This window comes from Piscibacillus halophilus, assembly GCF_900110685.1.
Taxonomy (GTDB): Bacteria; Bacillota; Bacilli; order Bacillales; family Alkalibacillaceae; genus Piscibacillus; species Piscibacillus halophilus.
This window is the reverse complement of the sequence record NZ_FOES01000001.1, coordinates 61577-76323: the sequence shown is the minus strand read 5'-3', so window position 1 is coordinate 76323 and position 14747 is coordinate 61577. Positions and strand designations below refer to the sequence as shown.

16 protein-coding genes are annotated in these 14747 nt (G+C 34.6%); 4 read left to right on the top strand and 12 right to left on the bottom strand.

Translation table 11 applies throughout. From position 1 onward, the window contains the following. Position 1: 1 nt before the first annotated feature. From priA to BMY57_RS00365, 6 genes are all read right to left on the bottom strand, one after another. Positions 2 to 2413 carry a primosomal protein N' gene (gene priA, locus BMY57_RS00390; protein ID WP_091772030.1) on the bottom strand — a complete coding sequence of 804 codons (2412 nt, stop codon included), beginning with the start codon at positions 2411 to 2413 and terminating at the stop codon, positions 2 to 4. Then, a complete protein-coding gene (coaBC, locus tag BMY57_RS00385; protein ID WP_091772029.1) occupies positions 2410 to 3615 on the bottom strand; it encodes a bifunctional phosphopantothenoylcysteine decarboxylase/phosphopantothenate--cysteine ligase CoaBC in 1206 nt (401 codons plus the stop codon). The genes priA and coaBC overlap by 4 nt, the downstream gene beginning before the upstream one ends. A gap of 103 nt (positions 3616 to 3718) precedes the next feature. Further along, complete coding sequence (gene rpoZ, locus BMY57_RS00380; RefSeq protein ID WP_091772028.1) at positions 3719 to 3925, bottom strand: DNA-directed RNA polymerase subunit omega; 207 nt, start codon at positions 3923 to 3925, stop codon at positions 3719 to 3721. Next, positions 3922 to 4542, bottom strand: coding sequence for a guanylate kinase (gene gmk / locus BMY57_RS00375; RefSeq protein WP_091772027.1), 621 nt, complete (start codon positions 4540 to 4542; stop codon positions 3922 to 3924). Before gmk ends, rpoZ begins: the two co-directional genes overlap by 4 nt. Positions 4543 to 4553: 11 nt before the next feature. After that, positions 4554 to 4814 carry an extracellular matrix/biofilm regulator RemA gene (remA, locus tag BMY57_RS00370; RefSeq protein WP_054751566.1) on the bottom strand — a complete coding sequence of 87 codons (261 nt, stop codon included), beginning with the start codon at positions 4812 to 4814 and terminating at the stop codon, positions 4554 to 4556. A gap of 97 nt (positions 4815 to 4911) precedes the next feature. Continuing rightward, complete coding sequence (locus BMY57_RS00365) at positions 4912 to 5790, bottom strand: YicC/YloC family endoribonuclease (RefSeq protein ID WP_091772026.1); 879 nt, start codon at positions 5788 to 5790, stop codon at positions 4912 to 4914. A 145-nt stretch (positions 5791 to 5935) separates the two neighbouring features. Between BMY57_RS00365 and BMY57_RS00360 the strand changes: the two genes are divergently transcribed. The 3 genes from BMY57_RS00360 to BMY57_RS00350 all read left to right on the top strand — a co-directional run bounded on the left by BMY57_RS00360 (position 5936) and on the right by BMY57_RS00350 (position 8468). Then, positions 5936 to 7636: an Rqc2 family fibronectin-binding protein gene (locus BMY57_RS00360; protein ID WP_091772025.1), complete on the top strand. Its 1701-nt coding sequence runs from the start codon at positions 5936 to 5938 to the stop codon at positions 7634 to 7636. A 121-nt stretch (positions 7637 to 7757) separates the two neighbouring features. Further along, a complete protein-coding gene (locus BMY57_RS00355) occupies positions 7758 to 8234 on the top strand; it encodes a DUF2975 domain-containing protein (RefSeq protein WP_091772024.1) in 477 nt (158 codons plus the stop codon). Positions 8235 to 8243: 9 nt separating this feature from the next. Then, a complete protein-coding gene (locus BMY57_RS00350) occupies positions 8244 to 8468 on the top strand; it encodes a helix-turn-helix domain-containing protein (RefSeq protein WP_091772023.1) in 225 nt (74 codons plus the stop codon). A 257-nt stretch (positions 8469 to 8725) separates the two neighbouring features. Here the strand turns inward: BMY57_RS00350 and BMY57_RS00345 are convergent, their stop codons facing one another. The 3 genes from BMY57_RS00345 to BMY57_RS00335 all read right to left on the bottom strand — a co-directional run bounded on the left by BMY57_RS00345 (position 8726) and on the right by BMY57_RS00335 (position 10533). Continuing rightward, a complete protein-coding gene (locus BMY57_RS00345; protein WP_091772022.1) occupies positions 8726 to 9397 on the bottom strand; it encodes an O-methyltransferase in 672 nt (223 codons plus the stop codon). Positions 9398 to 9722: 325 nt separating this feature from the next. Continuing rightward, entirely contained in the window at positions 9723 to 9971 is a 249-nt protein-coding gene (locus BMY57_RS16550; protein ID WP_439895776.1) for an NUDIX domain-containing protein, read from the bottom strand. Then, complete coding sequence (locus tag BMY57_RS00335) at positions 9961 to 10533, bottom strand: GNAT family N-acetyltransferase (protein WP_091772021.1); 573 nt, start codon at positions 10531 to 10533, stop codon at positions 9961 to 9963. Before BMY57_RS00335 ends, BMY57_RS16550 begins: the two co-directional genes overlap by 11 nt. A gap of 264 nt (positions 10534 to 10797) precedes the next feature. Here BMY57_RS00335 and BMY57_RS00330 point away from each other — a divergent pair, with 264 nt between their 5' ends. Next, positions 10798 to 12384, top strand: a complete 1587-nt coding sequence (locus BMY57_RS00330) for a cation:proton antiporter domain-containing protein (RefSeq protein ID WP_091772020.1) — start codon at positions 10798 to 10800, stop codon at positions 12382 to 12384. A gap of 75 nt (positions 12385 to 12459) precedes the next feature. Here the strand turns inward: BMY57_RS00330 and BMY57_RS00325 are convergent, their stop codons facing one another. The 3 genes from BMY57_RS00325 to BMY57_RS00315 form a co-directional block, all read right to left on the bottom strand. Then, the gene (locus BMY57_RS00325; RefSeq protein ID WP_091772019.1) at positions 12460 to 13026 is read right to left on the bottom strand and encodes a nucleotidyltransferase family protein; all 567 of its coding nucleotides are present in this window, start codon (positions 13024 to 13026) and stop codon (positions 12460 to 12462) included. Positions 13027 to 13090: 64 nt separating this feature from the next. Beyond that, positions 13091 to 13528, bottom strand: coding sequence for a PH domain-containing protein (locus BMY57_RS00320; RefSeq protein ID WP_091772018.1), 438 nt, complete (start codon positions 13526 to 13528; stop codon positions 13091 to 13093). 36 nt (positions 13529 to 13564) lie between these two features. Beyond that, entirely contained in the window at positions 13565 to 14656 is a 1092-nt protein-coding gene (locus tag BMY57_RS00315; protein WP_091772017.1) for a metallophosphoesterase, read from the bottom strand. Positions 14657 to 14747 lie beyond the last annotated feature (91 nt).

Below are 14747 nucleotides of genomic sequence, written 5' to 3'. Positions count from 1 at the left end.
CTTACATAAAATGATATGGTTCAAAGTCAATCGTTAGTTGTAATTGTTGTTGATTGATTTGTTTTTGGAAATGTTTTAATACTTCTTGAAGTGCTTCTTCGACATTTTCTCTGCGTTTATATTTTAACATGCATTGATAACGGTAACGATCTTTGATTCGTAACATTGGAGATGGGCTAGGACCCATTAACTGACAGTTTCCTGTCGTATTCTTAGAAATAATATTGGCTACTTCATTAGCGACTTGAACTGCCTCTACATGATTATCATGAGAAATATTTATAAGTGCTAGATAAAAATAAGGTGGATACTGAAATTGTTTACGAACTTGCATTTCTTTATTAAAAAAAGATTCGTAATCATATTGACTGGCATATTCCACACTGTAATGCTCAGGTGAATACGTTTGAATCACTACTTCTCCTGGTAATTCGTGACGACCCGCACGGCCACTTACTTGAGTTAATAACTGAAAAGACTTCTCTGAAGCTCTAAAGTCTGGTAAATGAAGCATGGAATCTGCAGCAATGACTCCTACTAACGTTACATTTTTAAAGTCTAAACCTTTTGCAATCATTTGAGTTCCAAGTAAAATATCGGCTTCATGATTACCGAATTTTTGAAGTAAACGCTCATGAGCTCCTTTACGGCTCGTCGTATCTACATCCATTCTAATGACCCTTGCTTCTGGAAAATGAATGTTGAGCGCCTCTTCAACCTTCTGAGTTCCAGTCCCAAAGAACCGAATCGCATCACTTTCACAGTTAGGACAAATATTTGGCATTGGCCGTTCATCATTACAATAGTGACATTTTAATTTATGTTGATGACGGTGATAAGTCATTGAAATATCGCAATGATCACACTTAACCGTCTCACCGCATTCACGACACATTACAAAAGTTGAATACCCTCTTCGATTGAGCATTAAAACGACCTGTTCTTGTCGCTCTAATCGTTCGTTAATTTTGTCTGTCAGTGTATTTGAAAACATAGCTCGATTCCCTTGCATAAGCTCCTGTCTCATGTCCACAATTTCAACTTCTGGCATGGCCTGCTCATTCACACGTTCAGTCAATTCTAATAATTGATAAACACCTTTTAATGCTCGAGCGTAAGATTCTAATGTAGGAGTTGCACTTCCTAACACAACTGGGCAACTGTGATATTGGGCTCTTTGTTTAGCCACTTCTCTCGCATGATATTTAGGGTAATCTTCTTGTTTATAAGTTTGTTCATGCTCTTCATCAATGATGATAATTCCAATATTTTCAAATGGAGCAAAAATGGCAGAACGAGCACCTACTACGACTCGAACTTCTTTACGATGAATTTTACGCCATTCATCATATTTTTCACCTTGTGATAAACCACTATGTAAAACAGCCACATCAGAACCAAAGCGTGCTTTAAAACGTGAGACCATTTGAGGGGTTAAAGCAATTTCAGGTACGAGTACAATGGCCTCTTTACCAAGATCAAGTACTCGCTGGATGGATTGTAAATAAATTTCCGTTTTTCCACTGCCCGTAACCCCGTGTAATAGGAATGTTCGATAAAAAGATTCATTAATAGATTCCCAGATCGGTTCTATGGCTTTTCTTTGAAATGTTGTCAGTTCTAACGGTTTCGTTGTTGAGTGGGATTTTTCTTCAAATGGATCACGATAGACTTCTTTTTTAACTAATTTTAATAACCCTTTATCCACTAAAGCATCAACTGGACCTCTAGTTGTATTCAGCTCTTTTGTTAAATCTTTTATAAAAACCGGATCGTTTCGATCAAGAATATAGGCAAGTACTTCTCTTTGTTTTTTGGCTTGAGCACTCATTGTTTCAAGCTCTTCCATCAATTTGACTTCATCAACTGCTTTTTCTACTGCAGTAAACGTTTTAACTCGATTTTTCCCTTTAACGACGTATTTAATATCAATTAACTGATCTTTTATAAATTTTTTCACTTGCTGATCTGAAATCGTACTACTTTCAATATCTGAAAAAGGAAATACTTCTCGACCTTGAGAGATCTCTCTTAGTGATTCTGGGAGGGAATCGAATTCATCTAATAACCACACCTCTTTATCGTAAGATGCTTTAAAAACAGCTGGTAGCATGGCTTGTAATGCAGAGATTCTAAAGCAAAGTGTTTCTTTCTGTAGCCATGTTGATAATTCAAGTAACTCATTCGTTAAAATAGGTGTATAATCCATAACTTCTTGAATAGGTTTTAATCGATCAAAATCACTGTCATCCGTTAATCCAACAACAAAACCCATGACTTTCCTTGGACCTAAAGGAACGATGACTCGTATACCTGGTTGAATAATATCAATCAAATGAACTGGTATTTCATAATCTAATGCGGAATCGATTGGTGAAGCTGCAACATCAACCACGACTTTTGCGACTCTCAATTTGTTTCCCCCATCATATCTTCAATAAATATTTCAAAGAGCTGGTTTGCGATGTCTTGTTTGGATCCTAATGGTAATGCCTTTTCTTGGCCACTTCGAGTTAGGACATGCACTTCGTTTTCATCTGATTGAAAGCCAATATGTTGATTTCCAATATCGTTAACGACTATCGCATCTAAATTTTTCTTTTCTAATTTTTGTCTACCATAATGGATTAAGTCATTCGTTTCAGCAGCAAAACCGACTAAATATTGATGGTCTTTCTTTTCACCAAGTGTTTTAAGAATATCTTTAGTTCTTTCTAATTCAAGAACTAATGGACCATCTTTTTTCTTAAGCTTTTGATTGATTGCGTCTTTAGGTCGATAATCTGCAACCGCTGCAGCTTTGATTACCATATCTTGTTCCTCAAACCGATCTATGACGGCCTCATACATTTCATCGGCTGTTGTCACCTGAACAACTTCAACACCTGGTACTGGATCTAACTGAACAGGTCCAGACACTAATGTCACAGATGCACCTAATTTTTTAGCTTCTTGAGCTAGAGCATAACCCATTTTACCTGATGAGTGATTGGTGAAATATCGTACGACATCAACTGATTCTTTCGTCGGACCAGCAGTAATCAGTATTCGTTTGCCCTTTAGTGGTTGAGGTTGATTTTCATTTTGCTCAATGACCTTCAAAATATTTTCCGGTTCTTCTAAACGACCTTTTCCTACATAACCACATGCTAAATAACCATCACCCGGTTCTATAAAATGGTAACCATACTTTTCTAAAGTTAATAAATTATCTTTAACTGCTGGGTGATCATACATATGTACATTCATGGCGGGTGCAATATAAACAGGTGCTGTTGTGGCCAATAAAGTTGTCGTTAGCATATCATCTGCCATTCCATTAGCAATACGTCCAAGTAAATGAGCAGTGGCAGGCGCTAAGATCACAAGATCCGCCCAATCAGCTAAATCTATATGTGCAATTTTTTCAGGATTTTTTTCATCAAACGCATCCGTATAGACAGGGTTTCGAGATAAAGCTTGGAATGTTAAAGGTTGTACAAATTGTGTAGCCCCCTCAGTCATAATGACTCTGACATCTGCGCCACTTTGTACAAGTTTGCTTGTTAAAGCACATGCTTTATAAGCCGCAATTCCTCCAGAAACTCCAAGTAAGACTTTTTTTCCGTTTAGCATGTCCTCATCCTCCAATGAACCTCATTCTTATCTATAGTTTAACATGAACCTATATCAAAAAGAAAAACAACCTGATGTTCAGGTTGTTATCCTAGTAAGTATTTTATAATACGACGTCTTCGTCTAAAGTTAATTTTTCATCCATTATTTCTTCAAGAGCAACTCCAACGTTTTTAGAAGATTTCGGTGATTCAACTAACGTTTGATCCTCTTCTTGTAATTCACGCGCTCTTTTCGATGAAATAATAACTAACGCATATTTAGAATTAATCTTCGTCAATAAATTATCAACTGACGGTTCTAAAATCAAGACAATTCACTCCCTAACGCTTTTTTATACTGTTTGGCTACACGTTCACGTTTACAGTGTTCGCTCACAACAATCGATTGTATACGTTGGACCGCTCGCTCAATTTTATCATTAACCACTACATAATCATAAGCATCCATCATATCAATCTCTTTTTTGGCTTCTAATAAACGGTTACGTATCAGATCTTCAGATTCTGTTCCTCGGTTAATGATACGATTTTTAAGCTCTTCTAAACTTGGCGGGAACAAGAATATATAAACACCTTGAGGGAAGCTTTCTCTCACTTTTAAAGCGCCTTGGACTTCAATTTCAAGAAAAACGTCTTTCCCTTCTTTTAATGTATCCTCTACATATTTTTTCGGTGTGCCATAATAATTTCCAACGTATTCAGCATATTCTATTAGCTCATCTTGTTCAATCATTTCTTCAAATTGTTCACGAGACTTAAAGAAATAATCGATTCCATCTTGTTCACCTTCCCGAGGGTTACGAGTGGTAACAGATATAGAATATTGTAAATGTGAATCCTCTTCAAATAATCTCTTTCTTACTGTCCCTTTCCCAACCCCTGAAGGGCCAGATAGTATAAATAATATCCCTTGCTCTTCCTTCAAAACTAGTCCTCCTAGTTGTCAATGTTCATATCTTCGTTAACGACACGTTGTCCAACTGTCTCAGGTTGAACAGCAGATAAAATAACGTGGTCGCTATCTGTAATGATCACTGCTCTTGTTCTTCTTCCATATGTAGCATCAACTAACTTATTATTATCTCTTGCAACCGTAATAATTCGTTTTATCGGGGCTGACTCGGGTGATACAATCGAAATAATACGATTGGCTGAAACTACATTTCCGAACCCGATATTAATTAGTTTTAAATTCATTCCATACTCCCCTAACTACAAAATATTATCGTGATATTCTAACATATGTTTTTCTTTAATAACTATTATAGTCTAAAATTCATTAAAATCTCAAATATTATTCAATATTTTGTACTTGTTCTTTAATTTTCTCTATTTCACTTTTTAAAGCTACAACAATCTTACTGACGTGAACATTGTTAGATTTTGATCCAATTGTATTCGTTTCTCTCAGTAATTCTTGAGTGATAAAATCTAGTTTGCGACCAATTGGTTGTTGAAGTTCAATAGTCTCTTCTACTTGTTCGACATGAGACAATAACCGGATGATTTCTTCGGATATGTCTGCTTTATCCGCTAATAGAGCAACCTCTTGAACAACTCTAGATTCATCATGAGTCCCAGTCGTTAAATGTTCTTCAATTCTTTCCTTAATTTTGATTCGGTATTCTTCTTGGATCGAATCAATATGCTCTTTTAATTCATACGTCAATCGTTTTATCTCTTGTATATGATTTAATACATCTTTTTTAAGTACCTTACCTTCCTCTTGACGCATCATTTGAGCTTTTTGCAATACCTCTTCTAATATCGATAAAACTTTCTCCTGTAAGAATTCATCTACGTTAGCTTCTTCATCTTCTAGAAATATTCCTTCTAATTGTAAAATATCTTCAAACTCTAAATCTCCTGAAATAGAGCGTTTCGACTTAATTTCATCCAAAGCATTTAAATATTGATCTAAAACATTCCAATTCACTTGGACCGTCTTTGTTTTAACCCCTTCACCTGAAACATGGATAAAAACTTCCACGCGTCCCCGATTAAAATATTGACGTACCTTCTGTTTCATAGCATCTTCAAAGACTGAAAATTCCCGAGGCATCTTAAAAGAAAAGTCGAGAAATCGATGATTAACGGTTTTTACTTCGATCGAGATGGTTGTGTGATCAAATTTCTCTTGGGCTTGGCCGAAACCAGTCATACTATTAACCATTTTTTTCACCTACTCCACTATTTTAACAAAATTATTACGTCATTATTGTTTCATTATTTTATATGATTTTTCAATAGTTTTCCATAATGCCTAACGATTTAAATCTAATTCATGCTATACTATTCTTCGTATAGAGGTGATTTTTATGGCATTCGATGGAATCGTCACTCGTGCCGTTACACATGAACTTCATGAAGAACTTTCGAGTGGCCGTATAACGAAAATATACCAGCCAACAGATACTGAATTAATCTTTACCATTCGAAAAAATGGTCAAAATAAACAACTTTTAATTTCCATACATCCCAACTACGCAAGGGTCCATTTAACAGATGAGAAATTTAACAATCCAAAAGAACCCCCAATGTTCTGTATGGTGTTAAGAAAACATCTAAATGCTGGCTTTGTAGAATACGTAGAACAAGTTGAGTTAGAGCGTATTATTCATCTTTCGGTAAGAAGTAAAGACGAAATTGGGGATGAAAAAAACAAAAAACTCATTATTGAGATTATGGGAAAGCATTCTAACGTTATTCTCATGGACCCTGAACGAGATATGATATTAGATAGTTTTAAACACATAAGCTCCTTACAAAACCGACATCGTTCGATTTTACCAGGACAGACTTATATCGCTCCACCTGATCAAGGAAAGTTAAACCCGCTTAACCTTGATGGTGATTCATTTGTTAGGAAATTAGATTTCAATCAGGGACGAATGGATCGGCAAATGCTTAACTTATTAATGGGAGTTTCTCCAACGGTAACGAAAGCCCTAGCTGACCAAGCTTATTTAGGAAATCAAAATACTTATGAGCAAACATATAATGGGTTTAAAGAGAAACTAACTAACCATGAATACAAACCGTTTATCATATCTGGTCAGAAAGATGACTTTCATGTACTCGACCTGATTGGTGAACATGAGCATAAAACCTATTTTAATCAAATCAGCGAAATGTTAAACGAGTTTTATAAAGGAAAAGCTGAGCGTGACCGCGTAAAAGGTATGACTCATGACCTCATGCGCTTTTTGAAAAACGAGCGAGACAAAAACGAACGTAAAATTAAAAAACATGAAAAAACATTAAAGAAAGCTGAAAAAGCTGATGACTACCAGAAAAAAGGTGAATTATTAACAGCTCACATGCACTTGGTTAAACAAGGTGATTCAAGTGTGACGGTAGTCGATTACTATGACCCAGACCAAACTGAAATGACTATTGAGCTTGATCCTAACAAAACGCCCAGTCAAAATGCGCAACACTATTTTAAAAACTATCAAAAACTCAAAAAATCGAAAGAAGTTGTATTAGTCGAGATAGATAAAGCTAATGAAGAGATAGATTACTTTGAAAGGCTGATTCAACAGCTAGAACAAGCTCGTGAAGAAGACATCGAAGATATTCGAGAAGAGCTTCAAGATCAAGGATACTTTAAAGCAAAAGCGTCTAATAAAAAGAAGAAGAAAAAGACGATTCAACCTGACTATTATCAAGCAACAGATGGGACGGAAATCGTCGTCGGGCGAAATAATAAGCAAAACGAATTTGTCACAAATCGACTCGCAAACAAAGAAGATGTTTGGCTTCATACTAAAGATATTCCAGGGTCACACGTCATCATTCGTTCTCAAGATCCGAGTGAAGAAACCATTATCGAAGCAGCAACGATTGCAGCTTTTTATAGTAAAGCTAAGATGTCTTCATCAGTCCCAGTCGATTACACGTTAATCAAACATGTTAGAAAACCAAATGGCGCAAAGCCAGGTTACGTTATTTATGACAACCAACAAACGGTTTATGTGACACCTGATGAAAACATGGTGAAACAACTAAAGAAATAACCTGTGTAAGGACTTGAACGTGATGTTCAAGTTCTTTTTTGTTCATAAGAATATACTAAACAATAAAAATTTATTGCAAAACAATAAATACCTTGTATAATAAAGTTAAGGAGTGATGATGATGAGGATTAATTCCGTAAGATTTCTCAGATTAACTATTTACGTTATAGGGTTATTCATACTACTCTTATCCATCTTTTGGTTACCTTATGTTTCGAATGATTTAGCCGTTAATAACCCAGAATATGCTTATTTGAGATTCCCTTTACTCTTTGGTATATATTTAACTGTCATCCCTTTTTTGATAGCCTTAAAACAAGGGTTAAACCTTCTAAAACAAATTGACAAGTTGAAGGCTTTTTCAGAAGCTGCAGTGAATGCCATAAACATGATTAAATACTGTGCATTAGTCATTATGATCATTTATCTAGTAGGAATCATTTTTTTATTAATTCAAAGCGCTCTACACCCTGGTATTGCCTTAATAGGGTTGATGATCATATTTGCATCAGTGATTATTTTTACATTTGCGGCCGTTTTACAAAATTTATTAAACAATGCTCTAACCATTAAAAGTGAGAATGACCTGACCATCTGAGGTGATGATATGGGAATTATAATCAATATTGATGTGATGTTAGCCAAAAGAAAAATGAGTGTAACCGAATTATCAGAACGAGTTGGAATCACCAAAGCGAATATGTCTATTTTGAAAAACGGAAAGGCAAAAGCGATTCGAATTCAAACATTAGAACGAATTTGTGAAGCTCTAGATTGCCAACCTGGGGATCTTTTAGAGTATCAACCTGATGATGATCAAGAAGAAAAATAAAAGAAACCGAGACAAACTTTTAAATAATAGAAGGCGAACCTAAAGTGTATATAACACCTTAGGTTCGCCTTTTTCTCTTGTAGCTTCGTAAAAATTTACTTTCCGCAAACGTGGCTTCTATAGGTGTTTGTTTGAATTCTATAGGGATATTTTCTGAATCTATAAGGGTATTTCCCGAACCTATGGGGGTTTTTTGATTTCTGTAGGTGTATGTCTTTTCATAGAATGTTGATAGTCTATCATTTTAAATAGAAACTCTATTCTTTCACAATCCCTAAGACAAAGCCATCATATCCTTTTATTCCAACAGTTTGAATAGCAGTTGTTTCGATGCGTGACTCTTTAGATAACAATTCTACCATTTGACGAGTTCCCACGACACTCGGTTCTTCACTATTGTCATCAGCAACTCTTCCATTACGTACAACATTATCGACAATGATCACTGTTCCAGGTTTAGACAATTCTAATGCCCATTTCAAATAGCTTGGGTTGTTAGGTTTATCAGCATCAATGAAGATTAAATCAAATGTCGAAAACCCTTTACCTTTAAGAGTAGGTAATGTGTCCAGTGCTGGTCCAATCATAATTTCGATTTTGTGTTCCAAACCAGCATTCCTTATATTTTCTTCAGCTACTTTAGCGTGCTTCTGACTATATTCAAGGGAGATTAAATGCCCGTCATTAGGTAACGCACGTCCAAACCAAACCGTGCTATACCCACCAAGCGTACCAATCTCTAAAATGTGTTTAGCACCTTTGAGCTTTGTAAGTAAATAAAGAAATTTACCTTGGTTGGGAGAAACATCTATAGCTGGTAAACCCGCTTCTAAGTTTTCTTTCAAGATCGAATCCATAACTATATCAGAGGTTTTAAGGTGATCGCTAAAATAAATATCTACATCTTCCCACACTTTTGAATTATTCATCATAACTCTCCTTTATATTAGATTAAAACAAGTCGTTAATTGGAAGGGTCATATATGCTGACTTATATCACTTCAATGTATTTGAACAACCCCACATGAAATTACCTTCTTCTATTAACTTAGACAAAAATAATAATTGTGGAAAAGGCTCTAAAATTAAATTTCTATTTATAAGTTGAATATCATTATGAGAAAGTAATAAAGTCCTTTTGTTTCTGAGGAAGGCTTTGATTTAGTAGTTGTATAAGATAAATACATGACATTATAAGTATCCTTTTGATTTCCCTTAATTAATAAAGGAGCTATCTGGTTTGAAACATGTATTTTAGTTTGCATTTGCTCCCATTACGTTTAAGTGAAATGTCTCTGGAGAATGGATTGGAATCATATTAATAGATGCTTCTTCATACACCTCTCGTTGAGCAGCTTCCAAAGCTGCTTCCTCACTTTCTCTATGCCCCCCTAACCTTACCACCCCAAGCTTATCGCCCTCTTTTATTGGCCCAACCTGAAATACAAATAATCCATGATATAAAACATAACCCCCTGCTGTTCTAGCATTATTAATATCCATCACTCTTACCACCATTCTCTGGATTCCACTTTAGTTTCTTACCCATAATAACTTGTAAATTTTGATCTGTTATGACGGCTGCATTATTTTTAATAACTTCCCAATTGTTTCTTCTATAAAATTGAATAGCTGGGTAATTATCAATGGAAGTTGTTAATAATGACGTGGTATGTACGACTGAATTTAACAATTGATCATGAAGTAATTTAGCGATTCCTTTCCGTCTATACTTTATATCTACAGCTAATTCTACAAACTCAAAACAATCTTCTAACCAATATTTTAATTCAACACCACTTAATTGAGCTTCTATTTTTTGTCGGTAAAATTGATCTGGTAAACTCGTGTAACCATAAGTAAAACCAATGATGTGTCCCTGATTACTTTTAGCTTTTAACCCTACAAACCCTTTGTAAGTCGAGTGTTTAGATATATTTTGGATAACAGATTTGAGGTCTTCACCTGTAAAATGAGTTCTAATGAAAGTCTTACAATACAACTTTCCGATATTTTCAAGGTCCGTGTCATCATGATTAAAAAATTTATATTGTATCTCTCTCAAATAATCCCCTCACTGAAATTTAAAATATAAAACTAAACTGATCTAATCCTGTTCCAGATTACACAATTCAAACTAAGTATATCATTAAAAAAACTTCATGATATTCGTTTCAGTGCATTTTTTTGAAAACTTTTATAATTTAAGTTGTGTTAATAAAACTAATGGCTATTATCTTTTACCCTTTCTTTTTATATAAGGTGGAAGCATGTAGGACATACTATAATCACCACTTTCAAGTTACAAAATTTATAAAAAGGTGATCCAATGGTACATGAATTTAATGAAGTGTTTATGCAAGTATTAATATTACTCGCATTAAGTGTTGGGGTATCCATCATTGCAAAATATTTCAAACAACCTTACAGTATTGCATTAGTTATTGTTGGCTTAGTGATTGGACTACTTCATTTTCCCATTATTGAAGAGTCGAAGGATTTTATTACTCAATCGGCCGTGTTTCAGGTTGTCATTCTTTCAATATTTTTACCGACATTACTAGGTGAGGCCACGTTAAATCTTCCTTTTTCAGATTTAAAAGAGAACAAGAAACCAATCTTTACGCTAGCCTTTGCGGGGACTTTTATTACGGCATTAATCATTGGTTTTTCTGCTTATTTTCTTCTAGGACTTCCTATAGAAGTTGCCTTTACGTTCGCAGCTTTAATTAGTGCGACGGATCCCATTAGTGTGTTGTCAATTTTTAAATCACTTGGCGTTACCAAAAAACTGACAACTATTATTGAAGGGGAATCGTTATTTAACGATGGAATAGCTGTTGTTCTATTCACAATTGCATCAGTCTATTTACTTGACTATATCGATATGGGATGGGCTGGACTAGGTAGTGGTGTTCTTTTATTCTTAAAATTTGTGATAGGTGGTTTAATAGTAGGCGCTATTTTTGGGGTTTTAGCCTCGCGCTCAATTAAGCTCATTGATAACTATCCTCTTGAGATTACCATTTCAATGTTATTGTTCTTCGGAAGTTTCTTTACAGCTGAAGTCATCCATGTAAGTGGTGTCATTGCCGTCGTCGTTTCCGGGATTATTTTTTCAAACTATGGCGGCTCAATAGGTATGAGTCCTGTTACCAAATTAAATATTAATAATTTCTGGAGTGTGATTGCCTTTATAGCGAACTCAATCATTTTCTTAATGGTTGGGCTTGAAATTAATAACATTGACCTGTCAGGAAAGTGGGGAATGATTTTACTTGGGATTTTCATTGTAGTTGGGGCTAGAGCCATTGCTGTTTATACTGGCTTATCATTCATTAAAGGTTTTCCCATGAAATTTAAACATACTCTTAACTGGGGCGGATTAAAGGGAAGCTTATCTATTGCATTAGCCCTTAGCTTACCTACTGACTTTGATGGGCGAGATGAAATTTTAGTTTTGACCTTAAGTTTTGTTTTATTTTCGTTAATTGTTCAGGGGTTAACAATCAAACCTCTCATTAAAAAAGTTGGAATTCTAGATAATGATGAAGGTATTGAACAATATGAGGAAGTGATCGCAAGTATTTATCGAAGTGAAAATGCTATTAAAGATTGGGAAGAAATGAGACAAAACTCTTTCATTACAAAAGCTGAGCTAGAGGAATTAAAAGAAGATTATCAAGAAAAGTTAGATCAGTATTATGAGAAATTGGAAACATTATATAACCAATATCCTGAAATTAAGAAAAAGCATTTAAGAAGTGCTAAACGCGATGCCTTATATGTTGAATATCAAGCGGTAAAAGAACTAGCGAGAAGGGAAATGATTTCAGATACCGTAGGTTCAAAGCATATGGATGAAATCATTGAACGAATCGAAGAAATCGAAACGAAGATGGATCAAGACAAGTAAAAGTTGAACGGTTGCCTGAACTTACAAACCACCTTCATGTTTAAAATGTAAGGTGGTTTGGTATGTTTCATTTGATTACATTCCTCCGTTATATGCTTCATTAATCAAAGGTGAAATTCTATTGCGAATTTTTTCTGGAAGAGGATTTGCTAAAGATTGTTGTAACACCTCTGGATGGCGAATACCTTCATCCATAAGGTAATTTTCAATAATTTGTACTTTCTCTTCCCTATTAGGTATTAATTGATAAAGGATAAACCAGTCTTCTAATGTACAAAAAGGAACTTCTATTCCATGAATATTAAAATACTCAACCTCATGCTTTTCAAAAGGTAATACGTAGATTCCATTCTCATATTCTATTTTAAATTCACCCATGATATCCACGGGTAAACCCATGATGTTAAATTTATAATAAAAAGTCGTTTTATATGGGCCTAACCGATTGGCGTTTATATCGTCTCCTAAGCTTCTAAGTTCGCCAATAACAGGTTCTACATCAGCCTTACTAACGATAATATCCAAATCATTCACAACGTCTATTAATCCATGTTGGTATAAAAGCCGTGAACCACCTATCCCCCATTTTACATTTGTTTTATTTAACTTATCAGCTATGAGAACTAATTTATTATTGTTCATATAAATTGACCTCTTTCTAATCAATTCCTATTATAACCTGTAGAATGCTGAGGTACTACATTTTCTATGTTTTTACTTTAATATTAGGACATCGTTTGATTAATTCGTCTATGAACTCATCTTTATTCTGTGGTGAAATTTTGACACTTCCTAGAATGGCAGTTCTATAAAAAATTTCAATGGCATCACGGGATGATAAGATTCGATATCCTGTTAATATGTCATCCGTAGGTGCAACTTGAGTGATGTCTTTATAATGAATTTTACTTCTGAAAGGTCCACCTTTAACGTAAAGGTATTCATCATAAAAAACATATTTAACTCCATAGTACACCCATAGTATAAATACGGATGTGACCAAAAATATAGACATTAAAACGACGGTTCCAGTTAAATTAATACCATCTAGAAACAATGGAAATAAAGTACTGACGCCTATAAGAATGATGCTCAGCACTATGAGACGATTAACATAACGATCTTTTTTTGAACGAAACACCATTCACAAATTCACTCTCCATGAAGGTAATATTATTATTTATAATCTAATTTCTAAGTAATCTTTCGGTACCCAACCTATTTCTCCACTTTGCTTTTTGACTAAAGAATATCCTTCACACTTATCGTCTAATAAGTAAACTTCTTCTTTAGCCTTAACAGACAGTAAAGTCGTACTGACTGATTTTGAAGTGGCTTTATTCCCATTACGGCTACTTAGATATTCGTTTTTGATCCACTGCTCTACATTAAGTTGATCATTTTTGCATAAAGTGAAATATTCATTTTCCTGAAGGATCGTCACCTCATAATAGGGATAACTAACGGTTCCTACGACATCCTCAGGTGGAGTGTAATCTGTTTTTATGTACGATTTGTCTGTCAAGGAATCTACGTAAGTATATGAATAATCTTTATTTTCTACTATAAGAGCATTTAATTGACCATCTCTTTTGACTGTATTTCCACCATCAATCGCAATGATTCGTTTATCAAAATCGATCATTGGGTTGTTCGAGCACACGTTGTTAAAACGATAATTTACAACCGGCCAATGTCCTACAATAATCACCTTATCTTCAGAGTGCCCTTTTTCATAAAAAGAAGGTATTTGCAGTGCGGTGGTTTGGTCTGTTTGTTCCAAGGTTCGATTGATTCCAGCATGAATCATAAGGAACTCATCTGTTTCATATCCTACTGGAAGGGAATCTAACCATTCTAACTCTTCTTTAAAGTTTTGATAGTAAAACTCACTTAAACCTTTTATATGGCTAAAATCATCTAATGTTTTACCGTGTATCTCCAACATTTCGTTCAGCAATGTTTCTTTCCGGTTTTTCATATAGTCATAGATTCCTTCGTGACCTTCATAAACATAACGATGAAGAATATCACAATTCCCTTTGGTCACAAACACACGGTCAGATTTTAGAGTTAATTCTCTTACAAAATGAATGACTTCTAGACTGTTCTTTCCTTTATCACAAAGGTCGCCATTTATAAACAAGTAATCTTCATATGTATAATTAACTTTCCTTAATAGCTTTTTTAGTAAGTCCAAGCTAGCATGGATATCCGAAATAAAAATTTGACGTCTTTGTTGATCTAATTGTAATGATCTAACATCTATCAACGTATTCCCTCCTTGAAACTCTTATTAATAAACTAATCTTAACATATATTTCTAATTAATCTGACTTTTAATTTTAAAAGTAGATTAATCA